Source organism: Jatrophihabitans sp. (assembly GCF_036388195.1).
GTDB lineage: Bacteria > Actinomycetota > Actinomycetes > Mycobacteriales > Jatrophihabitantaceae > Jatrophihabitans_A.
Genome location: NZ_DASVSG010000142.1, coordinates 1 through 23,357 on the forward strand (window position 1 = coordinate 1; position 23,357 = coordinate 23,357).

11 protein-coding genes are annotated in these 23,357 nt (G+C 72.4%); 3 read left to right on the forward strand and 8 right to left on the reverse strand.

What is annotated here, in order from left to right:
• Window positions 1-1,137: M28 family peptidase (locus tag VF612_RS14760; protein ID WP_408660612.1), on the reverse strand; the 1,137-nt coding region annotated here is incomplete at its 3' end.
• A gap of 394 nt (window positions 1,138-1,531) precedes the next feature.
• Between VF612_RS14760 and VF612_RS14765 the strand changes: the two genes are divergently transcribed.
• Window positions 1,532-2,770, forward strand: a complete 1,239-nt coding sequence (locus VF612_RS14765; RefSeq protein WP_408660613.1) for a cytochrome P450 family protein — start codon at window positions 1,532-1,534, stop codon at window positions 2,768-2,770.
• Window positions 2,771-2,843: 73 nt separating this feature from the next.
• On the opposite strand, the gene VF612_RS14770 is transcribed toward VF612_RS14765, so the two are convergent.
• Window positions 2,844-5,171, reverse strand: a complete 2,328-nt coding sequence (locus VF612_RS14770) for a lantibiotic dehydratase (RefSeq protein ID WP_408660614.1) — start codon at window positions 5,169-5,171, stop codon at window positions 2,844-2,846.
• Between the two features lie 112 nt (window positions 5,172-5,283).
• Here VF612_RS14770 and VF612_RS14775 point away from each other — a divergent pair, with 112 nt between their 5' ends.
• Together VF612_RS14775 and VF612_RS14780 are read left to right on the forward strand one after the other, a co-directional pair.
• On the forward strand, window positions 5,284-6,036 hold the full coding sequence (locus VF612_RS14775) for a SpcZ (protein ID WP_408660615.1): 753 nt from the start codon (window positions 5,284-5,286) through the stop codon (window positions 6,034-6,036).
• A 173-nt stretch (window positions 6,037-6,209) separates the two neighbouring features.
• Window positions 6,210-8,207, forward strand: a complete 1,998-nt coding sequence (locus tag VF612_RS14780) for a carbamoyltransferase family protein (RefSeq protein WP_408660616.1) — start codon at window positions 6,210-6,212, stop codon at window positions 8,205-8,207.
• Between the two features lie 34 nt (window positions 8,208-8,241).
• Here VF612_RS14780 and VF612_RS14785 read toward each other — a convergent pair whose 3' ends face one another.
• The 6 genes from VF612_RS14785 to VF612_RS14810 all read right to left on the reverse strand — a co-directional run.
• Window positions 8,242-9,117, reverse strand: a complete 876-nt coding sequence (locus VF612_RS14785; RefSeq protein WP_408660617.1) for a TauD/TfdA dioxygenase family protein — start codon at window positions 9,115-9,117, stop codon at window positions 8,242-8,244.
• Between the two features lie 50 nt (window positions 9,118-9,167).
• Complete coding sequence (locus VF612_RS14790) at window positions 9,168-9,863, reverse strand: hypothetical protein (protein ID WP_408660618.1); 696 nt, start codon at window positions 9,861-9,863, stop codon at window positions 9,168-9,170.
• Window positions 9,826-10,908, reverse strand: a complete 1,083-nt coding sequence (locus VF612_RS14795; RefSeq protein ID WP_408660619.1) for a GSCFA domain-containing protein — start codon at window positions 10,906-10,908, stop codon at window positions 9,826-9,828. The genes VF612_RS14790 and VF612_RS14795 overlap by 38 nt, the downstream gene beginning before the upstream one ends.
• Window positions 10,905-11,684 carry a thioesterase II family protein gene (locus VF612_RS14800; RefSeq protein WP_408660620.1) on the reverse strand — a complete coding sequence of 260 codons (780 nt, stop codon included), beginning with the start codon at window positions 11,682-11,684 and terminating at the stop codon, window positions 10,905-10,907. The genes VF612_RS14795 and VF612_RS14800 overlap by 4 nt, the downstream gene beginning before the upstream one ends.
• Before the next feature lie 19 nt (window positions 11,685-11,703).
• Window positions 11,704-21,192, reverse strand: a complete 9,489-nt coding sequence (locus VF612_RS14805; RefSeq protein WP_408660621.1) for an amino acid adenylation domain-containing protein — start codon at window positions 21,190-21,192, stop codon at window positions 11,704-11,706.
• On the reverse strand, window positions 21,189-23,357 hold a 2,169-nt coding region (locus VF612_RS14810), incomplete at its 5' end, for an alpha/beta fold hydrolase (protein WP_408660622.1). The genes VF612_RS14810 and VF612_RS14805, both read right to left, overlap by 4 nt.

The following is a 23,357-nucleotide window of genomic DNA, read 5'->3' on the forward strand; positions in this document are numbered from 1 at the left end:
CGCGGTCGTCGGGGTGCCCGAGATCAACCCGGTCGAGGCGTTGATGCTCAGCCCGGCCGGCAGGCCGGTCGCCGTCCAGGTGTACGGAGCGGTGCCGCCACTGGCCGACATCTGCTGGCTGGTCGCAGTACCCACCGTCCCGGTCTTCGAACCCGGGTTGGCCACCACCACGCTGCTGGTGGTGCCGACCGCGAGGTTCCACAGCGCGTACGCCGCGGCGTCGCCGGCACGGTTCAGCACCGTGGTGTTGACGTTGCTCGGGTAGGTGTCGCAGGACCGGTGGTAGCAGGGGTCGTAGGAGGCGCCGGCGGTGCCGCCCCACTTGGTGGCCTGCGCGGAGGTCTTGGTCGCGCTGGCGCCGGCGGCGATGCCGCTGGTCTGGATGCCGGCGGCGTTGAACGACGCGTCATCCGAACGCCCCGCGCCCTCGGTGTTCTCCTCGGTCTGCACCCCGATCGAGTCGTAGTAGGCCTTCACGATCTGCCCGGTCGCGCTGGTGATCCGGTTGATGAAGTAGCCAGCGTTGGTCGAGGCGACCATGTCGAAGTTCAGATAGTTCTTGATCTTGGTCCGCTCGGTGCTGGGCAGCGAGTTGACGTAGAACTCCGAGCCGTTGAGCCCCTGCTCCTCATCGGTCCACCAGCCGAAGCGCACCTTCTTGGCCAGCGTCGGGTTCTGCGCGGCCAGCGTCAGCGCCACCTCCAGCAGCATCGAGGAGCCCGAGGCGTTGTCATTGGCCCCGGGGCCGGCGCTCACGCTGTCCAGGTGCGCGCCCATCATGACCACCTGGTTGGGGTCACCGCCGCCGTTCGGCCAGTTGGCGATCACGTTCGGGCCCGCGTTGAGGGTGCAGCCCGAGGTGCACGGCTGCTTGACCACCGAGTAGCCGGCCGCGACCAGCTTGTCGTAGACGTAGGTCACCGAGGCCGTGTAGCCCGCACTGGTCGACCGGCGGTTGCCGCCGTTGTTGCTGGCGATCGTCTGGAACTGAGAGAGGTGGCCCTGCATGTTGGTCAGCGAGATGTCCGGTGCGGCCAGCGCGGCAGCGCCCTGGGCTGCCGTGGTGGGCAGCGCCAGGACGGCGGTGCCGGCAAGAGCCAGCGCCACCATGCCGCGCAAGATCGAGTTACTTCTCAACGACTACTCCTCGGGGTACGGGGGATGCGCAGCGCCCTGGGAGGCGCGCGGTGCCGGGATCGCCGGCCACGCCTGAGAATAGGGGGACAGCTGGCCCCTTGTGAATAGCGTGTGTAATGGATGAGACGCCAGGAGAGTTCTGCGACTGGCGGGGCACCGCAACCGATCCGGCACTCACCAAGATCCGCTCGCTACCGCGCGGGATTAGCGTTCTGGCCACGGAGTGAGGCGCTCACGAGCGAGGCGCCGAGTCGGTCCGAGCTGGGTTGGACGCCGACCGGGAAGTAAGCCGACAGGGAAGTCACCGGAGTAGGCACGCCGAGAGATAAGCGCCGACAGAATACTCGTTAGGGTCATCAAAGACAATCGTCGCAATTCCCCCTCGGAGGTTCTTATGGAAAGCCGTTGCCCCTATGTCCTGGACACCACCGGAAGGGATGTGCACGCCGAGGGCGAACGTCTGCGTGAGCAGGGGCAGATCGCCCGGGTGGAGCTGCCCCAGGGTGTCATGGGATGGACGGTCGTCGGCCACGAGCTGGCCATGGAGCTGCTGACTGACCCGCGGGTGTCGAAGAACCCCCGTCAGCACTGGCCGGCCTACATCAGCGGCGAGATCGGCCAGGACTGGCCACTGGCCAGCTGGCCTGCCATGGAGAACATGACGACCGCCTACGGCGAGGACCACACCCGCCTGCGCCGCCCGGTGGTCAAGGCCTTCACGCCACGCCGGATCCGCGCGATGCAGCCCTACATCGAGAAGACGGTGGCGAGCCTGCTCGACGACCTGGCGGCCACTGCGCCCGGTGAGGTGGTGGACCTGAAGAAGCACTTCGCCTACCGGCTGCCCGCGTCCATCATCTGCGACCTGTTCGGCATTCCCGAGGAGGCCCGGGCCGAGGTCCTGCGCGGCGGTGAGGTCACCACCGACTCCTCGATCACCCCGGAAGAGGCGGCCGCGAACGTCCAGATGTGGACCAAGCAGTTCGCCCAGTTCATCGAGGCGAAGCGGCAGTTCCCGGGAGACGACCTCACCAGCGACCTGATCGCCGACACCGAGAGCGGCCTGACGGACTCCGAACTGATCGGCACGCTGTTCGTGGCGCTCGGGGCCGGCTCCGAGACCGTGATGAACCTGATCACCCACGCCGTCTTCCGGTTGCTGACCAACCCGGACCAGCGGGCGATGGTCGAGGACGGCCGGGCGAGCTGGGAGGACGTGATCGAGGAGACGCTGCGGGTGGAGTCGCCGCTGAACATGCTGCCGCTGCGGTACGCCGTCGAGGACATCGAGGTCGATGGCGTGACGATCCCCAAGGGCGACCCGATCCTGATGGGGTACGCAGCCATCGGCCGCGATCCCAACGTGCACGGTGAGACTGCCGCTGAGTGGGACATCACCCGTTCCGACAAGGAGCATCTGAGCTTCGGTCACGGCACGCACTACTGCTTCGGCGCGCCGCTGGCACGCATGGAAGCCATGATCGCGCTTCCGGCGCTGTTCAACCGGTTCCCCGACATGGCGATGGCGGTCAGCGAGGACGAGCTCGAGCCGCAGGGCACCTTCATCATGAACGGGTACAAGACGCTGCCCGTCGTGTTGAGCGCTCCGGTGGGCGCCCACGCCGCATCCTGACCACACCGGGAGAGCTCGACACCGGCTCCGATCGCATCCATGGCGGCCGGGGCCGGTGTCGTCATCTGTCAGATCAGATATCAGGCGTGCCTGTGAACGTGCCGTCGACGGCCACCATCCGGAATTCGCAGCTGTACCGCTCGTTCTCGGCGTCGCAGAGCCAGAGCTGGTCCAGGTCCGGGAGCAACTCGGTGATCCGGACGCTGCCCGCCGGATCGGCCTCGGCGGTCCGCCGGATCAGCTTGGTGAGCAGATTGACCAGGGCCAGGCTGCCGAAATCGATCGCGGTGGGCTTGTCCTCGACCGCCACGCTGACGAAACCCCGTTCCGGCAGGCCGCACCGGCGCTGCCACCGCCGGGCCTGCAGGTAGCGCGCGCCCTCGTCCGCCAGCAAGGCCCAGTCGGCGTCGGCCACCGGCAGCCGCCACGACTCCCGGCTCAGCACCAGGCGATCGATCGTCACCCGGGGTTGGTGCCCGGCGCCGGCGACCGGCCGGAACGCATTGATCACCGCACCGGACAGGAAGTCGCTGAACGTCTCCAGCAGGTCGTAGCACGCGCCGGTGCTCTCCGAGCGCACCACCAGGCCCGACGGCCCAGCCACCACCATCAGGTCGGCTGCCGCGAGCACCGGCGCCGGTGGCCACGCCGAATCGGGCCCCTCCGACCTCGACCAGTACGTCCAGTTCGGTGACAGCAGCGCCGAGGGCGGTGCACCGCGGGAGGAGACCACCAGCGAGTGCTTCGGCGGGATGGCATAGATCCTGCCCGTGGCCGCATGGTCTGCCTCCGCCCAGCCGAGCAGCCGGTCGGGGTCGGGATGCTGCTCGACGAACAGCCTGCCTTCCAGCGTGTTCACCGACATGTGCAGCTCGCCCAGCACCAGCAGGAAGTTCCCGGCGGCCACCGCCTCGATGCCGGACGCGGCCAGCATCACGTCCGGGCTGGCATGGATGGCCGTGCTCCAGGCCGGCTCGTCGCCCACCGCGAAGGCGTGCGCGGCCCGGGCCGAGATGTTCTCGCAGCTGACCTGGTGCCGGGCCACGCCGGCCGGGATCGCCAGCACCTCCTGCCAGCGCTGCTGGAAGTCCCGCAGGACCGTCTCGATCGGCTCGGGCAGGCCACGGCCCGCGGCGTACAGCCGCGGCGCGGCAAGCGTGAGCAGGCGCGCCAGCGGCAGGGCGGCCGCTCCGGTGCGCTGGATTTCTTCCTGGTACAGCTGGGTGAACACCTCCCGGTACCGCTGGGCGATCTGCCGCAGCAGCCAGCGCGCGCTGTCCAGCACGATCCCCAGCGGCTCGCCCAGCGCGTCCAGCACCACCGCGCCCATCTCGATCCGGACGTCCCGGACGGCGTCCTGGTAGACCAGGGTGCGCCCGGCGTAGCTGCGCCCCGACCGCCGGGTGCCGGCCTGCCCGGTGTGCTGGACGAACAGCGCGCGCAGTGCCTCCGTCGCCGTCAGCACGTCCCCCGCGCTGCCCGAGGCGGCAGCAACCGCATCCCGGGCGGCGACCAGCTCGGCCAGCGGTTGCAAGGCGGCGTCCCGGACCCGCTGGTCGCCGATCAGGCCCAGCTGGCCGGCCAGGACGCGCTCGGGCCGGGCGGCGATCGGCCCGTACGGCGCCAGCGTGAGCACCCCGAGCTGATCGAGTTCGGTCAGCTGTGCCAGCGCATCCTGCTCGCCGGCCGCCTCGCCCAGCAGCTCGCCCACCGTCCGGCTGCCATCGGCGGCGGCGAACAGCTGCGCCTGCAGCGGCGACAGTGGGCGGATTGTCCCGTCCGGATAGCGGATGGCGCCGCCGGCCAGCACCAGGGCAGTGTCGCGGCGCGGCCGCAACCACTCGAGGACACCGGGCAGGCCGGCGATGGCTTCGGCCAGCTCGTCGATGCCCCAGCTCTCGAAGTAGGTGGCGCGGTCGCGCACCAGCTGAGCACCCGGCACGACCGAGAGGGCCGGCTCATCCCAGGTCGCCCGGGCCCAGCCGACCGGGCCGAAGAAACCGATGGTCTCGTTCTTCAGGGCATAGCGCTGCAGGTAGCTGGCCACCGCATGCTGGTGGTCGCGGCCACGGCTGTTGCGCGGCTCGCCACCGACCACCTTGTCCAGGCAGGTAGGGATCAGCGCCGGATTCTGCCAGGCGATCGCCTCCCGGAAACGCGGGTCCGCGGCGGTCGCCCGCACCGCCTCCGACAGCCGCTGGACGGCGGCGGCGTAGACCTCCCGGTACCGGTCCTCGGCCGCGTCGGCAGCCGCGTCGGCTGCCTCTGCCAGCTCAGGATCGCGCAGCGACAGCACCAGCCGGGCGGGAAAACCGGCGCCGCGCACCGCGACGTCCGGCCAGATGCTCCAGGCAGAGCCGCCCAGCCGGACCCGGTCCGGCGCGGTCACCGGACCAGTCACCGGACCACAGAAGAGATCGACCCAGGCACGTCGGCCAACCTACCTGCCCGGGCCGCCCGGCCGCAGCGAAAGCGATGGGAGGATCCGCTGCGACACAAGTACGATCGCGCGAATGAGCGAGCCGCCGGCCACCGCGCCCTCCGCTGAGCAGGGCGAGCCCTTCGAGCAACCGGGCCGGCTGCCGGCCTGGCTGCCGGCGGTGCTCGCGACCTTGTACGACGGCTACGCCGGCCACGACCCGCAGGCCGCATCCGGATGGGCGCGCCGTCTCGCCGACCTGCTCAGCGCGCCGGGCGCTTCCCTGCCGTTCAGCGTGGTGCACGACTGGCAGGTGCGCACCGTGCTGCCGATGCTGGCCGACGCCGGGCTGGGCGAGGCGGACGGGCTGCGGCAACTGCATGCCCGGGCGGCGGCCGGCGAGCAGGTCCGCGAGGCGGACTGGCGCGCGGCGCTCGAGCCGGCGCTGCACCAGCTGTACCGGCATGCCTACGGCTACGCGGAGGCCTACGCGAGCGCGCACGCCAGTGCCAGCGCCTACGCCCAGGCCAACAACTTCAGCGAGCAGGGCGCGGTGTCCTTCGCCGACTCCTACGCCGCGACGAGCACCGACTCCAACCGCAGGTCCTTCGCCGAGTCCAACGCGGTGGCCAACGCCGCGGTGCTCGCGACGGCCTACGCCTCGGGCGATCCGCAGGACTACGCCGAGGCCTATCCATTCGCCCTGGCGCGAGCCTGCGCGCAGGCCTGGGCGAACGCCGCCGGCCGCACCGAAGCGCAGCCAGCCGACCAGGACCGGCTTCGCCGGCTGGCCTACACGCGGCTGGCCGAGGGCCTGGCCGACAGCTGCGCTGCCCGGATCGGCTGACGAAGAACGGGTTGACCGGCGAATCGACTGACGGAACAGCCCGGCTCGGTTAGGGTGCTTTCGCTGCACACATCAACAGGCACGGATGAAACGCGGCTGGGCAGCGCCACCTCGGCGCCGGAAGGAAATGCGTTGGGCACCAACACCTGCACCAGTCGTCGCGGTGAGCCGGCATGACCGACACCATCGTCCTCGGCCTGAACACCTCGCATGACGCCGCCGCCTGCCTGCTGATCAACGGCGAACTCGTGACGGCGGTGTGCGAGGAGCGGCTCAGCCGGGTCAAGTATCACGAGGGTTTTCCGCACCTGGCCGTCCGGTACTGCCTGGATGCGGCTGGCTTGCCCGATGTGAACGCGGTCGACTGCATCGTGGTCAACCAGTTGGCCGAGTGCGACTACGACACCGACCTGCTGGCCGGCGGCTACACCGGGCGGCTGATCACCAACCCGTCACACCACCTGCTGCACGCCTACTACGCCTGGGTGGGCTCGGGCTACCCCGAGGCTGCGGTGCTGATCCTGGACGGCAGCGGCTACTGCTACGGCGAGTACCACCGCCGCGGCCGGACCGACCTCGGCCCGGCGCCGGAGTTCTCCGAGATGGAGGAGGCCGAGTCGCTCTACCGGATCGGCTCCGGCCAGCTGACGGTGGTGTCCAAGCGGTGGGCGCTCTGGCATGCCAGCCGGCCGTTCTTCCGGTTCGCCAGCCTCGGACACATGTACTCGATGGCCTCGCAGTACATCTTCGGCTCCTTCAAGCACGCCGGGAAGACCATGGGACTGGCCGCCTACGGCGATGCCAGCGCCTTTCCAGACCCGATCGTCGACCTGTCCGGTCCGGAGATGGACATCGACACGCTCTGGATCACCCGGCTGCCCCCGCGCTCGGCGCTGCCGGCCGAGCAGGACGAGGTGTGCCGCAACATCGCCGCCAAGGTGCAGGCCGAACTGGAACGGGCGATCCTGCACCTGGCCGAGGACCTGCACCGGCGGACGGGGGAGACCCGGCTCGCGGTCAGCGGCGGTGTCGGCCTCAACAGCGTCACCAACGGCCGGTTGCTGCGCGAGTCCAGCTTCACCGAGCTGTTCATCACGCCGGCCGCCAGTGACGCTGGGGTGGCCATCGGCGCAGCGCTCTACGGGCACCACGAGCTGACCGGCTCGGTGCCGAGCTGGGACTACCGGCACGACTACCACGGCCGGGTGTACCGCCCGGACGAGGTGGATGCCGCCCTGGCCGAGCGCGCCGACCTGGTCAGCTGGGAGGACGTCGACGACCGGGTGCCGGAGCTGGCAGCGAGGGACGTCGCGGCCGGTTCGGTGGTGGGCTGGTTCGACCTGGGCAGCGAGTTCGGGCCGCGCTCGCTGGGGCACCGCAGCATCATCTGCGACCCCCGGGTGCCCGGCATGAAGGACTACCTCAACGCGCACGTGAAGTTCCGCGAGCCGTTCCGGCCCTATGCCGCCTCGGTGCTGGCCGAACATGCCAGCGAGTACTTCGACATCGACGTCGACGACCCGTTCATGCTGATCGTGGCCCAGGTCCGCGACCGGTACACCCAGCTCGTCCCGAGCATCGTCCACGCCGACGGGACCTGCCGGATCCAGTCGGTGGCGCCGGATCACCAGGGCCAGTTCCGGGCGCTGATCGAGGCGTTCTACGACCTGACCGGCCTGCCGCTGGTGCTCAACACCTCGTTCAACATCCGCGGCGAGCCGATCGTCGAGACCCCGGCCGACGCGCTGGAATGCTTCCTGGCCAGCAACTTCGACGTGCTGTACCTGCAGGGCCGGCGGGTCAGCAAGGTCCGTGCGGCCGACACCGCCGACCGGGCCGGGCTGGTGCCGGTGCTGTCGCCGAACCTGACCCTGGAGACAGAGGTGCCGACCAGCGGGGGCGCGGTCGGGCAGGCCCGGCAACTGGTCCGGACCCGGACCGGCCATCGCAGCCCGCTGGATCGCACCGAGTTCGGCTTGCTCGCGCAGGTGGACCGGCGGCGCACCGTGGCCGACATCGCCCGGCTTGCCGGGGTGCCCACCACAGAAGCCATCGTCGCCTTCGAGCGGCTGCAGAACCGGGGGCTGGTCGCCTTCGGACTGCACGGCGCCTGGCAGCAACAGCCGGCCAGGACGGTTCTGCAGGCCGAGGACTCCCAGCCACTGGCCTGAGCGCAGCCTGGGATTGCCAGGCGTGGACCGGAGTTCAGGCGGTGGGACGGGTGCCGTTGATCGTCACCCGCTGGCCGTACCGGGCATGTGGGTAGTAGTCCCAGATCGCGTGGTGCTGGGTGCACCGGTTGTCCCAGAACACCAGGGTGTTGGGGGTCCAGCGCACCCGGCAGCTCAGCAGCGGCTTGGTGGCGACCAGGCCGAACAGCAGGTCCAGCAGCGCCCTGCTCTCCTCGGCCGACAGCTGCACGATGTGCGTGGTGAAGCCGGGATTGACGAACAGCAGCTTGCGGCCGGTCTCGGGATGGCGGGGCGCCACCGGGTGCTCGCTCTTGGGGATGACGAAGTCCGCCGGCGGCTGGTATCCCTTCCAGGGCACCAGCCCGTCGTGCACCGCGGTCAGGCCGTCCAGGAAGCCCTGCATGGTCGGCGAGAGCATCTCGTAGGCCAGGTGCATGTTGGCGAACATGGTGTCGCCGCCGCTGCCGATGGCCGGTGGCTTGGTCATGTAGAGCATCGATCCCAGCGACGGCTCGGCATCGGCGGTGCCGTCGGTGTGCCAGTCGTTGCCGTCGACGAAGGTGGAGTTCTGGTCGGCCTTGATGTCCAGGATCTCCGGGTCCCGGTCGTCGCCCTCGGCGCGCTGTTGCCTTCGCAGCTCGCCGAAGCAGCGGGCGAACCGCTTGTGATCCTCCGGGCTCAGCTGCTGATCGCGGAACACCAGCACGTGATGGGTCAGGAAGGCGTGCTTGAGCTCCGCGACCTGCTCCTCGGACAGCTTCTGGGACAGGTCGATGCCCGACACCTCGGCGCCGATCACCGGTGTCAGGGATTGCACCGATATCTGCTGGTAATTCTCCGGCGGGCGGGTGGTCAACCGCTCCGCCGCGGCGCGGGTGAACTGGTCCATGGCTCAACAGTCCCTTCGGGTCGTCAGTCGAGGGTCGGGCAGGCGCCAGGTCATAGCCCGCGGTCCAGCAGCTCGGTGAGGATGAGCCGGCCGAAGGCCAGGTTGCCGTGGATCGGGTCGTTGGCCTCGCACAGCTCCGGTCGCTGGAATCCGCTGGCGTCGGTCACCCGGGCGCGCAGGTCCACCAGCTCCACGCCGAGCGCGGTCAGGGCGCGCACCATGGTGTCCTGCGCGGCCAGGAACACCTGCGGGTCCGCCATCGCCGGCACCCGTTGCGGGGGCAGCACCGCGAGCACCCGCAGCCCGAGCTCGCCGGCGTGGCGGTAGAAGGCCAGCGCGTCGCGGGCCATCACCCGGACGATCCCGTCGAAGAGCCGGCTGGTCAGGAACCCGGGCGGGAAGTCGCCGTCCGCTGACCGGTAGAGCTGCCAGTTCTCGGTGGTGGCGAAGGTGTGCACGTTGAAGCCGAAGGTGGAGATCACCGGGACGTCGAGCTGGCCGAGGGCGGCCACCCCGAGCTCGTCCAGGAAGCCCTGGTAGTAGGCCTGCGCCTCGGTGTCGCGGAAGGCGACGTCGTCGGCGCGCAGCTCGAGGAAGCCTGCGTTGAAGTCGCGCCCCGAGCCGATCGGCCCGCCGCTGAAGGCGATTCCGGCCGCCTTCGCCGCCCGGCCGATCGGGGCGGCGTGCGAATCGCCGAGCAGCAGGAACCTAGCGGGCGTTGTAGTAGTCGAGAACTGCGTCGTCACAGAGGAGGTCCGCCTCCTTCCCGCTGTCGGCGCGGTCGGGGCCCGCCTGGTGGCCCGCTGGCTGGCTCGCGGACTGGCTCGCTGTCTGGCTCGCGGACTGGCGGCTGAGCGCGGCGGTGAACCGGCGCATCACGAACTCCACGCCCTCCGGCGTGACGTCGCGCAGGTTCGGCTCGTAGAACGCGCCCCGGAACGGCACGCCGGTGATGATCTCGTAGGCCGGGAAGTAATCGATCTGCTCGTGCTCCTGCGCGAGCTGGCCGGCCACCGCGCGCAGCACCGACTTGGAATAGGTATTGGCGGTCAGGGCATGCTCGCCGGTGGCCGTCGCGGTGAGCCCCACCGGCGAGACCGTCAGCAGCACCCGCAGTCCCGGGTTGACCGACCGGGCGAGGTCGACCGCGGCCAGGACGTCCTGCTGTACCTGGGCGAAGGCGTGATTGCGGAACTCGTGCCGGTCGGGATCGAACACGCCGCGCACCGTGCCGGGGCAGACCGGGTACACCACGCCGTCGCGGCGGTCATGCCAGGCCTCGGTCAGCCCGAGGGTGAACACCAGGCAGCTGGCATCGGCCACGGCGGCGCGGATGGCGGCCAGGGTCGTCCGCCGCGCGGCCAGCATCGCCTCGGCCGAGTCATAGCCGGCCGGCTCCACGGACGGGCGGAACGGGTCGAAGTGCCGGCCGTCCTCGACCCAGCTCTCTTCGCCGGGCACCTCCGCGCCGGTGGCCCAGCCGAGCCATTGACGCAGCATCGCCGCGGTGTAGATGTTGCCGGTGCGGAAGGAGAACACCCCGTACTGGCGGGCCGCGCGCTCGGCGGCGGTCAGTCCCGGCGGCGCGGGTTCGGCGTCGCGCCAGTTCATCCCCAGCTCCAGCAGGGTGCGCCCGATGTGGCGGGCGAAGCACGACCCCGCGGTGAGGATGGGATCGTCCTGGCCGAGGTCGAACTTCGGCGTCCACAGGTCGTCGATGGCCAGCATCTCCGGCTCGGCCACCGCCGTGCGCCAGAACGAGCGGGCCGGCAGGGACTGATAGGGATTCACGACGGTCCTGCCCCGGAAGCCGGTTGCGCTGCCTGGGCCGCGGTCTCGGCGAGCAGCGCGGTGATGCTCTGCTGATGGGGATAGAGGAAGAAGTGGTCACCGGGGTAGCAGTGCTGCTGCACCGGCTGGCTGGTCTCCCAGGACCAGCCGGTGGCCCGGTCGTGCTCGACGTGCGGGTCCGCGTCACCGACCAGCAGGTGGATCGGCAGGTCCAGCGGCGGCTCGGCACGGTAGCGGTAGCACTCGTCCAGGGCGAAGTCGGCGCGCAGGCCGGGCAGCAACAGCCCCATCATCTCCCGGTCGTCCAGCATCTCCGGCGCGGTGCCGTTGTAGTCGCGCAGCGCCTCGATCAGCTCCGGGTCGTCGAGCTCGTGCAGGCGGCGGCGCACCAGGCGGGTCCGGGGCCCCTCGGCGCCGGACACCCACAGGCTCACCGGTCCGGGCCGGCCGGCCCGACGCAGCTGGCGGGCGACCTCGAAGGCGACCAGCGCGCCCAGGCTGTGGCCGAAGAGGACGAACGGCCGGTCGGCCAGGCTGGCCACGGCCCGGGTCAGCCGGGCGACCAGCTCGTCCATGTCGGTCATCGGCGGCTCGAACAGCCGGACGCCACGGCCGGGCAGCTGGGCGACCCGCAGCTCCAGCCGCGGCCCGAGCAGCTCCTGCCAGGGCAGGAAGGCGCTGGCGTTGCCGCCGGCGAACGGAAAGAGGAACAGCCGGACGGCGCCGGCCGGGTTGGCGCCGGCGGTGAACCAGTTCTCGAGGTCGTCGGTGTCCACTTCGGTGATCCTCTCCCTGCTAGCAGTTCTCGTACACCGGCAGCGAGGCGGCGCCGATGGCCTCGGCGATGGCCTGGGCCACCGGCGGCCGGACGATGCCATCATGGGTGGTGTCGACGCTGTGGCAGCCGGCCAGCCCCGGCAGCAGCGCCTGCCAGAGCTGCCGTCGCTGCGCCACCGAGCCGTGCTCGGGCAGCCCCGGCACCGGACGGCCAGCCAGCCACAGCTCGACCAGGGTCCCGGCCAGCGGCGGCAACTGGTAACCGGCCATGCTGGCCAGATTCGCCCGGCAGCAGCGGGCCAGCCGCTCGGCGTAGGCAGCCGCCTCGGAGCCGGCCGCGGGCCGTTCGGCCACGCCGGCCTGCTCGAGCTCCAGCGCGAACACCGTCCGCAGCTGCTGCTCGTCATAGGTCTGCAGCGCCGCGCCGCTGCCCGGCGGCGGGTCGAGCAGGTAGAGCCCGGCCACCGGCTGCCCGGCGTCCTCGCTCTCGGCGGCCATCGCCAGCGCGACCCAGGCGCCGAAGGACCAGCCGGCCAGCCGCCAGCGCCACTCGGCCCGCGGGAACCGCGCCCGCAGCGCCTCGTGGTAGCGCCGGGCCCGCTCGGCCAGCGACCACGGCTCCAGCTCGGGCCGGTACAGCGCCGGGTCGGCGATCAGGCACACGGTCAGCCGCGGGTCCAGCGCCGAGACCAGCGACCGGTAGGCTTGGATGTCGCCGCCGACCGGGTGGATCAGGCACAGCAGGTCGCTGCCGGCGCCGTCCTGCCAGACGTCCAGGCGCACCAGCTCGGTGGCGTGCGGACCGCTGCCGTTGGAGGTGTGGGCCGGCGCCGGGTAGCCGCCGGTCGTGCCGGTGATCGCCTCGTACTCGGCCAGCACCTCCGCCAGGCTCGCCCGGTGGCTCAACCGGGCGAGCTCGATGTCGACGCCGAAGCGCTGCTTCACCTCACCGATCAGGTCCAGCAGGACGAGGGAATCGGCGCCCAGGTCATACAGCGACGCGGCCGGGTCGAGCCGGTCCACGCCGAGCCAGTGGCACAGGCAGTCCGTCAGCTGCTCGGCGACCGAGCTGGTCGCCGTCACCTCGGCCGGCAGCATCGTCTCCGCCGGCGGCGTCTCGTCCGGCGCCCGGTCGGCTGCCCGGGTGGACGCCGCGTAGAAGCTGCCGGCCTGGTCCAGGGGGATGGTGCTGACCAGCAGCTGCGGCAGCTGCAGCCGCAGCGCCCGGTCGAACACCCGCTGGCCCTCGGCCACCCGCAGCCCGACGGCCAGGTGCGCCTGGTGCCGGGCGTCGGTGCGCAGCGCCTGCTGTGCCGCCTGCGCCATCCCGACCTCGCTCCAGATGTCCCAGTCGATGCCCAGCCGCACGGTGCTCTCGGCGATGCTGCTCCGGTGCCAGGCGAAGCCGTCGAGCAGGCCGTTGGCGGCGGCATAGTCGAGCTGGCCGATGCCACCGAACAGCGTCGACATCGAGGAGCAGTAGGCGGCGAACGTCGGCTGGTAGCGCTGGATCAGGCGCTCCACCAGCAGGCAGCCGTGCAGCTTGGCAGCTCTGGCCGCCCGCATCGCGGCAACGTCCCGGCGGGCGATCAAGGCGCCGGCGGCCGTCCCGGCGGCGTGCACCACCCCGTCCAGCCGGGCCAGCAGCGGCTTCAGCCGGGCGAACACGGCAGCCGGCTCCTCGGCCAGGTCCGCCTCGACCAGCTCGATCCGGTCGGCCCACTGCGCGAACTCCGCGGGCAGGGACGTCCGACGGGCCAGCAGGACCACCCGGCAGTCGGCCTGGGCCAGCAGCCAGGCCGCGATGCTGCTGCCGATACCGCCGGTGCCACCGAGAACCAGGTAGACCCCGCCGTCCACCAGCAGCTCGCCGGTGGCCGGGGCCGGCTGGTCCGGCGCGGTGACCGGCAGCACGGCCGGCTGCCACCAGTAGCCCTGCCGGAGCGCGAGCCGGCGCGGGCCGGTCCCGGCATCGTTCTGGTGGCCGGCCAGCAGGCCAGCCACTAGCGCTGCCCAGTCGCTGAACTCGGGACCGGGCAGGTCCAGCCAGCGCCCGTCGATCCCGGATTCCTGCGGCGCCACCTCGCACGGACCGGCGAGCAGCCCGAACTCCGGCCGCGCCACGTTGCCGTCGACCGGCTGGCCCTGGTACGACAGCCACCAGGGCCGCAGGCCGGTCGCCGCCGGCAGGCCGTCCACCGCCTGCAGCAGGGCTGCGGGAGTGTCCAGGCAGGCCCAGCCGGCGCGGTCGAGCGCGTCGGCGCTCACCGGACCGGCCACCGCCAGGGGCAGCGCGTGCAGCCAGTCGATTCCGTCCTGGCCGGGAAGGTCCAGCTCCTTCAGCAGCTCCACCAGCGATGCCGGGTCACCCGGGTCGACCTGGTAGGCGTCCTCGGCCAGCTTGCCGAACGCGTGCCCGGCGCTGACCCGGACCACCTGGGAGTAGACCGCCTGGAAGGGCCGCATCGCCTCGGCGGCCACCGGCTCGGCCGTCATCACGACCAGCAGCCGGGACATCGGCGCTACGGGGGTGGCAGCGGCCCGGCGCCACCGAACCCACTGCGGCTGATGCAGCCAGGACTGCTCGGGCAGCCGGTCGGCAGCCGACGGCAGGACTGGCGCCGCGAGTTCCGGTGCGGGGTGGCCGTTGCGCTGAACGGCGTGTGCGGCTGCTGCGGCTGATGCGACTGGTGCGGCTTGCACGGATTGTCCGGCTTCCAGGGCGCGTTCGAAGTCGAAATCGGCAAGCTCGAACGACGGCGGCGGGAAGTCCCACGGCGGCTGCGCCGGCCCGGCCGGCCAGCAGACCGGCTCGCCGCGCAGCCACCCGGCGGCCAGCGCCTCGATCCGCTCGACGTCGGCCGGCTGGCTGCTGGCTGGTCCGCCATCGGCCGGAACGCTGGCCGCAGGTGGGTCGGCGTCCCCGCCGGAGGTCACCAGAACACCCTCGGCCGAGCGGAGCCAGGCCACCGCGCGGGCGACGTCCGGGCAGTGCGCCGCGATCCGCCAGCGGCGCGCCGGCCGGCCTGCCTGCAGATGCCGCAGCACCTGGTCGTAGCCGTCGGGATGCTCGGTGAGGTAGCCGGCGATCCGGTCGGCGTCGGCGCGCAGGGCGGCGGCGCTGCTGCTCGACAGCATCAGCAGCCGCGACGCGGGAGGGGCAGCCGGCTGCGCGGAGGGGACCGGCGCGTTGGCCTCGACCAGTAGGTGGCTGTTGGTGCCCCCGATCCCGAAGCTGCTGACCGCCGCCAGCCGGGGCCGGTCCGCGGGCCAGGGCAGCGCCTCGGTCGGGATGTAGAACGGCGCCGGGTCCGTCCCCAGCTCCGGATTGAGCCGGTGGAAGTCCACATTCGGCGGGATCACGCCGTGGTACACGGCCAGCGTCGCGCGGATCAGCCCGACCACGCCGGCCGCGGCGCCGAGATGACCGATCTGGCTCTTCACCGAGGCCAGCGCGCAGTGCCCGGACTCCGAGAGCCCGTAGGCCTGCCGCAGCGCATCGACCTCGACGGGATCTCCCAGCCGGGTGCCGGTGCCGTGCGCCTCGACGTAGCCCAGCTCCGCGCTGGCGCGCCCGCTGCGCCGAAGCGCCGCCTGGATCACCTCGCGCTGGCCGGCCAGCGAGGGCGCTGAGTAGCTGAGCTTGGCCGACCCGTCGTTGTTGACCGCCGAGCCGGTGATCACCGAGTAGACGGTGTCCCCGTCGGCCAGTGCCCGCCGCAGCGGCTTGAGCACCACCACGCCGACCCCGCTGCCGCCGATGGTGCCGGTGGCGTCGTCGCTGAACGGCCGGCAATGGCCGTCGACGGAGAAGATGTGCTGCGGCCGGTACCGGTAGCCCCGGCTCAGCGTGGGGTCGACGAGCACCCCGCCGGCCAGCATCACGTCGCTGTCGCCCTGGCGCAGCATCCCGGCGGCGATGTGCACGCCCAGCAGCGAGCTGGAGCACGCGGACTGCACGGTGAAGGCCGGCCCGGTCAGGCCGAGGTGGTAGGCGACCTTGGTGGCCAGGAAGTCCTTGTCGTGGTGCAGGGCCAGCTGGAAGCCGTCCGGCAGCTGCGCCGGGTCGCCCTCGCGGAGCAGGGACTGGAAGTAGGTGTTCTCGCCGCAGCTTGCCACCAGGCCCACCCGGTGCGGGGCCGAGCCGGCGATGCCGGCATGCGCCAGCGCCTGGACGCAGCTCATCAGCAGGTGGCGCTGCTGCGGATCCATCAGCCGGGCCTCCTGCCGGCTGAGGCCGAAGTGGCCCGGATCGAAGGCCAGCAGGCCGGCCAGCTGGCTGCGGGCCCCGACCAGGCCGTCGGCCGCCTCGAAGTGCTCGATACCGCGCCGGCCGGTGCGTACCAGGTCCCAGAAGCCGGCCAGGTCGTCGGCGCCGGGCAGCCGCACCGCCATGCCGATGACCGCGATCGGCTCTGGAATCGTCTCGGGTTCCGTCCCGACCGGACGGGTCGTGGCGTGCGGGCGGTGCTGCTCGGCGGGAACGTGCTCGGTCGGGCGCTGCTCGACTGGAACGTGCTCGGCTGGAACGTGCTCGGCTGGGCGCTGCGGGGCCGGGCGCTGCTCGGCCGGCTCGCCGTCGACGAACCGGGCCAGCCGGCGGATGGTGACGTGCTCGAACAGGTCCGCGATCCGCACCGACAGCCCCAGCTCGGCGACGCAGCGCAGCTGGAAGCGCATCAGCCCCAGGCTGGAGGCGCCGGCGTCGAAGAACCGCTGGTCGGCCTCGATCGGGACGCCGACCACGTCGGAGAAGAGCGCCGCCAGCTGCGCCTCGCGCGCGGACATGCCCGCTCCGGCCACGGCCCGCGCGCTCAGCTCCTCGCCCGGAGCGCTCAGCATCCGGGCCCGGTCCAGCTTGCCGCTGGGCGTCCGGGGCAGCGCCGGCAACCGCCGGAACCGGCTGATCCGCACGTATGCCGGCAGCAGCGGCGCCAGGTGCTCGGTCAGCTCGGTCGCCGAGGGCGACTCGCCCCGGCACTGCAGGCAGGCCACCAGCTGGTCGCCGTCGCGCACCACCACCGCGGCGGCCACTGCCGGGTGCCGCAGCAGCGCGGCCTCCACCTCGCCCAGCTCCAGCCGGTGCCCGCTCACCTTGACCTGGTGGTCCTCGCGTCCCAGGAAGTGCAGCAGGCCCTGCCGGTCGAAGTGCGCGTGGTCGCCGGTGCGGAAGAAGTACCCGAGCCCGGGCAGCTCGACGAAGCGTGCCCGGTTGAGCTCGGGATCGTCCAGGTAGCAGGGCGTCACCAGCGGGCCGCCGATCAGCAGCTGGCCGGGACAGTCCGGCGGGACGACCTCGCCGGCCTCGTCGACCACCCGCAGCCAGGTGTTGGCGATCGGGCCGCCGATGGCCGGCCGGACCGGCCAGCCCGCCGGGTCGCCGTCCAGGCACCGGCTGCTGACCACGTGGGTCTCGGTGGGGCCGTAGTGGTTGAACAGCCGGGCGCCGGGCAGGCCGGAGAACCACCTGCGGATGGCATCGGTGCACAGCAGCTGCTCGCCCGCGGTGACCACCTCGCGCAGCCGGCTGGGATAGCGGCCCAGCAGCACCGCGTGCTCTGCCAGCAGCTGCAACGCGACGTAGGGCATGAAGATCCGCTCGATGCCGGCCGACTCCAGCTGGCTCAGCAGGGCGGGGGCGTCCTGGCGCCAGCCCGGGTCCACCAGGTGCAGGCAACCCCCGCCGCACAGGGTCGTGAAGACCTCCTGGAACGACACGTCGAAGGAGAGCATCGAGAACTGCTGGGTGACCGCGCCGGGCGCCAGGCCACCGTCGTCCTGCTGCCACTGCAGCAGGTTGCACAGCACCGCGTCGGGCACCTGGACGCCCTTGGGGGCGCCGGTGGACCCGGACGTGAACAGGGTGTAGAGCGGTCGCGGCCCGGCCTGCGGGGGCACCGCCGGCCCGGCCTGCGGGGGCACCGCCGGCCCGGCCGGGACGCGCAGCCGGACCGGGTGGCGGGGAAGCCGTCCGACGTCGATGGTGGCCGCGGAATCCGGCGGCAGCAGCACGCACAGCGGGTCGATCTGGCTCAGGATGTGGCGCAGCCGCTCCGGCGGGTACTCCGGATCCAGCGGCACGATGGTCAGGTTCAGCCGGGCCAGCGCCAGCAGCGCCACCACATGCTCGACCGACGCCTCCAGGTGCAGGGCGACGCAGCAGGGCTGGTCGGCGGCCGGGATCGGGTAGTTGGCCCGCAGCTCCGCGGCCAGCGCGCTGGCGTAGGCGTCCAGCTCGGCGTAGCTGACCGTCCGGTCCCCGGCCCGCAACGCCGGCGCGTGCGGGTGCAGCCGGACCTGCCGGTCGAAGCCGTCGGCCACCGTGGCATAGCTCAGCGCCGCCGCCCGTCCCCGGCCCGGCTCCGGCAGGCTGTCGCGGTAGCCGGCGGCCAGCTCGGCCAGGGTGGCCGTCCGGCCCTCCACCAGCCAGTCCAGCGCCTGCTCGAACAACCCGGCCAGCGCCTGCGCCTCGTCCTCGTCGAGGTAGCTGTCGGCGTACTCCCACAGGCAGTCCAGGCCGCCGCCGTGCTCGAGCACCGTCAGGGTGAGCGCGCACTTGGCCTGTGCCGGGGTCAGCCACTCCGGCCGGCTGGAGCAGCCGGGCAGCGTCAGGCTCGCGTAGTCGGTGTTCTCCAGGACGAACAGAAAGTCGAACAGCGGCCCGTCCGGGCGGAACCGGTGGTCGCTCAGCACGTCGGCCAGCGCCACGTCCTGGGAGTCCAGCACCTGGTCTGTGTCGTTGCCGTGCCGTCGCAGCTGCTGGCGCAGCTGTTCGGCCGGGGCCAGCCGCAGCGGCAGCAGCACGGTGTTGGCGAACATCCCGACGCTGGCGGAGAACTCCTGCACCGGCCGGTTGGCGACCGGGCTGGCGATCAGCGGCCGGTCGCGGCCGGTCACGCCGTACAGGCTCCAGGCGAACACCCCCAGCATCAGCTGGAACCGGGTGAGCCCCAGCTCGGCGCCGAGACGATCCAGCGCGGCGCGGCGCTCGGGGGGCAGCGTTGCCCTCAGCAGCCGGCCGGCCGCGCGGTCCCTGGCCGGGTCGGGCAGCAGCGGCGCGGACGGCGCGTCCAGGCCGGCGTAGTAGGCCTGCAGCCGGGCACGCTGGTCGGCGTACCCGGGCCGGCTGAACCAGTCCGCCTGCCAGCCGGCGTAGTCCAGCGGGGTCGGCTCGTCCGCTTCAGGCACGCCGGCCTGGCCCGCGCCCGCCAGCTCCGCCGCGTACCCGGCCGACAACGCCTGCAGCAGCAGGGTGACCGACCAGCCGTCGACGGCGATGTGGTGCAGCCGCAGCAGCAGCACCCCGGCCGGGCGCTCACCGTCCTCGGTGGGGAGCCAGCAGGCCTGCAGCATCCGTGGCTCGGCCAGGTCGAACGGCTCGGCGAACAGCCGGTCGGCGAACCCACGCCAGTCACTGCCCGGCTGCTGGTCCGGCTCAAGCCACGGGTCGTACGGCTCGGCCACCAGCTGGCGCAGCTCGCCGGCCACGGGCTGGAAGCCGGTCCGCAGCGCGGGGTAGCGCGCCACCAGCCGGCGCAGCGCCTGCCGCAGCGCCGGGACGTCGACCGCGCCGGTCAGCCGGAAGGCCAGCCCGACGTTGTAGGCGACCGACTGCGGGTCCTGCTGCTGCAGCAGCCAGAGCCGCTGCTGCTCGGAGGTGGCCGGCGCCGACGTGGCGCCGGACGGCCCGGCCGGCGCCGGATAGGGCGAGCCGGCCTGCTGCCGGCCGGCCGAGATGGCATCGGCGAGCCCGCCGAGGTCCGACTGCAGGATCAGCCCGGCCGGCAGCTCGCTGCCCCAGCGCCGGCGCGCCTCGAACCGCAACCGCAGCGCCTTGAGCGAGTCGCCGCCGTTGGCGATCCAGCGGTCACCCGGGCGCAGGCCGGCCACGCCGAGCACCTCGCCGGCCAGGTCGAGCACCTCGCGCTGCCAGTCGGTGACGGCTTGGGAGCCGGTCCCCGAGCCGCTCTCGGTGTCGTTCCCGGCGCCGGTCCCGGCGCGCCACGGCGGGTCCTCGCGGGCCAGCAGGGCGTCCCGGTCGACCTTGCCGTTGGCGGTGAGCGGCAGCGCCTCGACCAGGTACACCCGGTGCGGGCGCATGTAGGACGGCAGGCTGGCCGCCAGGTGCCGCTCGAAGTCCTCGAAGCCCAGCTGCTCGCCGAGCACCAGGTAGGCCAGCAGCTCGGTGGCGCCCAGCGGGCCCGCGGCGCGGGTGCAGACGTAGGCCTGGCGCACCGCAGGATGGCTGAGCAGCTGGCGTTCCAGCTCCTCGGGCTCGATCCGGAAGCCGCGCACCTTGACCTGCCGGTCGGCCCGGCCGAGGTACTCCACCAGGCCGGCGGCGTTGCGGCGCACCAGGTCGCCGGTGCGGTAGTAGCGATCCCGGCCTCCGTCGTGCCACGGCAGCCGGACGAAGCGCAGCGCCGTCTCCTCGGGCAGGTTGCGGTAACCGGCCGCGACCGCCTCGCCGCCGAGATACAGCTCCGCCGTCTCGCCGTCGGCGGCCAGCCGACCGTCGGCCACCAGCACGGCCTCGGTGCCGCGCAGCGGCGTCCCGATCGGCACGACGTCGGCGTCGAAGTCGCGCGGGATGGCATGGCACAGCGCGAAGGTCGCGGTCTCGGTGGGCCCGTAGATGTTGTACAGCTGGGTCGCGGCGTCCGGGTTGTCGCGGTACCAGCGCCGGATCAGGGTGGCGTTGAGCTGTTCGCCGCCCACCAGCAGCTGGCCGACGCCAGCGAAGCAGTTGCGCACCTGGTCGACCACCGCGTTGAACAGCGCCGCGGTGATGAACATGGTGTCGACGCGCCCGGCCAGCAGCGCCGCGGCCAGCAGCTCCGGCGTCTGCACCGTCTGCTCGTCCAGGATCACGCAGCAGCCGCCGGTGAGCAGCGGCGCCCAGACCTCGAAGCTGATCGCGTCGAAGGCCGGGTTGGACAGGCAGCCGAACCGGGCCGAGTCCGCCAGCCGGAGATAGCCCGGCCGGGCCAGCCGCTGGATGCTGACGTCTAGCACCTCGACGCCCTTGGGACGGCCGGTGGTGCCCGAGGTGTAGAAGACGAAACAGACCCGGGGGCTGTCGTCGGGCTCTGCCGGGACGTCGGCCTGCGCGGGGACGGTGTCCAGCAGCTCGGCTGCCGTCAGCGGGCGTACCCCGTCCGGCAGCCCGTCAGCGGTGACGGCGTCGGGGCCGATCAGCGCCACGCAGGCCGAGTCGGTGAGGATGTGCCGTCGCCGCTCGGGTGGGCTCTGCGCGTCCAGCGGCACCACCACGGCCCCGGCCCGCAGCACGCCGAGCATCGCGCAGACCAGCTGCTCCGAGCGCGGCAGGCAGACCGCGACCGCGTCCCCCGGGCCGACCCCGTGCCGGCGCAGGCCCTCGGCCACCGCGGCGCTGGCCGCGGCCAGCCCGGCATAGTCCAGCTGCCGGTCGCCGTCGACCACCGCGACGGCGTCCGGCGTCCGGCGGGCCTGGGCCAGCACCCCGGCGGCCAGTGTGGAGATCATGGCCGGGGTCCCACGGCCGAGTCGCTCAACACCGGAGCGGCCGAGTCGCTCAACACCGGCTCGGCCGAGTCGCTCAGCGCGAGCTCGGACAGGCAGTCCAGCTCCCGGCCGATCAGCGCGGCCACCCCGCGCACCTCGTCGCTCTCCAGGATCTCCCAGTGGTCGCAGTCCACCACCTCCACCGTCAGACCGCCGGGGGCGTCGACGGCCCGGCGTCCCCAGAACTCCTGCGCCTGCTCGACGTCGGCGGCGTCCCGGTTGGCCACCGCCTGCAGCAGGACCAGCCGGGCCCTCGACGGTGGCGTCAGGTAGTCCCGCATGGTCAGCCGGTTGTGGTTGTAGATGTGGAAGTACTGCTCGATCTGGGAGTCCTCGATCCCGGGGTACATCCCGTTGAACTTGATCAGCTTGTCGCGGAACTCCGGCAGGTCCACCGGCTCGATCTCGGCCCGCTCGACCGGATCGTCGGTGCCCTGGGTGTCCAGCAGCAGCACGCTCACCTGCCGGCCGGCCTCGGCCAGTCGGCGTCCCATCTCATAGGCCACCAGACCACCGTAGGAGAGCCCGGTCAGCACCAGCGGCCCGTCCAGCAGCGGCTCGACCAGCCGCAGGTAGGACTCGGCCATCGCCTCGACCGTGGGCAGGAACGACTCGCCGGGGTTCACCCCGGGCGACTGGATGCCATAGACCCCGTAGGACGGGGGCAGCGCCTTGGCCAGCGACAGGTAGCAGAACGCGGTGCCGCCCGCCGGGTGGACGCAGATCACCCGCCGGGAACCCCGCCGCGAGCCCTCGGGATGGCCGGGACGGAACTCGATCAGGTTGCCGGGCGGCCCGCCGGAGCCACTGGAGCCATCGCGCAGCCGGGCGCCCAGCGCTTCGATGCTCGGGTGCGCCACGATCTCCGAGAGCGGCAGCCGCTGCCCGAACTCCTCGTCGATGGCGTGCGCGAGCTTGATGGCCGAGATGGAGCTGCCGCCGACGTCGAAGAAGCTGTCCCGGATCCCGATGTCGGGCTGCAGCAGCAGCCGCTCCCAGATCTTGTACAGCGCCAGCTCGACATGGTCGCGCGGGCTGCTCTGGTTGACCTGCATCGGGCCGTCCGCCCGAGCCTGGCGCAGCAGCGCCGCCCGGTCGAGCTTGCCGTTGGCGGTCATCGGCAGCTCGGGCAGCTCCAGGAACACCGCCGGGATCATGTACCCCGGCAGCTGCCGGGACAGCGCGGCCCGCCAGTCGGCAGGTTGCCGGGACGGCACGTCGCCCATCGCGACGGCGGCCACCAGCCGCGGCTCGCCGGCGCCGTCCTGATCGAGCAGGACGGCCGCCTCGTGCACCCCGGGCTGCTCGCCCAGCACCGCCTCCACCTCGCCGAGCTCCACCCGGAAGCCGCGCAGCTTGACCTGGTGGTCGCGCCGGCCGGCGTAGCTGATGTCGCCCCCGGGCAGCCGGCGTCCCAGGTCGCCGGTGCGATACATCCGCTCGCCGGGGACGTTCGGGTCGGGCACGAACCGCTCCGCGGTCTGGCCGGGACGGCCCAGGTAGCCCCGGGCCACGCCCGCGCCCGCGATGTAGATCTCGGCCGCCACCCCGACCGGAACCGGCTGCAGCCGCTCGTCCAGCAGGTAGATCCGGGTGTTGGCCAGCGGCCGGCCGATCGGGCACTGCCGGGCCAGCGGCTGCAGGTCCAGATAGGCGCTGCTGTAGACGGAGGTCTCGGTGGGCCCGTAGCCGTTGAGGATTCGCAGCCCGGGCAACGCCTCGATCATCCGGCGCAGCGCCAGCTCCGGCAGCGGCTCCACCCCCACCAGCAGCTGACGCAGCGCCAGCCCGGCCAGCCGCTGGTCCGGGGCCTCGTCGATCCACTTCACGAAGGCCGGCGGCAGGTACGTCTGGACGATCCGGTGCTCGCGCAGCCAGCCCATCAGCGCGTCCGGATCGGCCCGCAGCTCCTCCGGCGCCAGGTGCAGGGTGCCGCCGGTGGTCAGCGGCAGCAGGATCTCCTGCACCGAGACGTCGAAACCGATGCTGGACCACAGCGCCGCCGGGGCGCCGGGCAACGGGCCGAGGCGCGCCAGCCAGTGGTCGAGCAGGCAGGCGATGCTGGCGTGGCTGACCGCGACGCCCTTGGGACGGCCGGTCGAGCCGGAGGTGTAGATCGCGTAGGC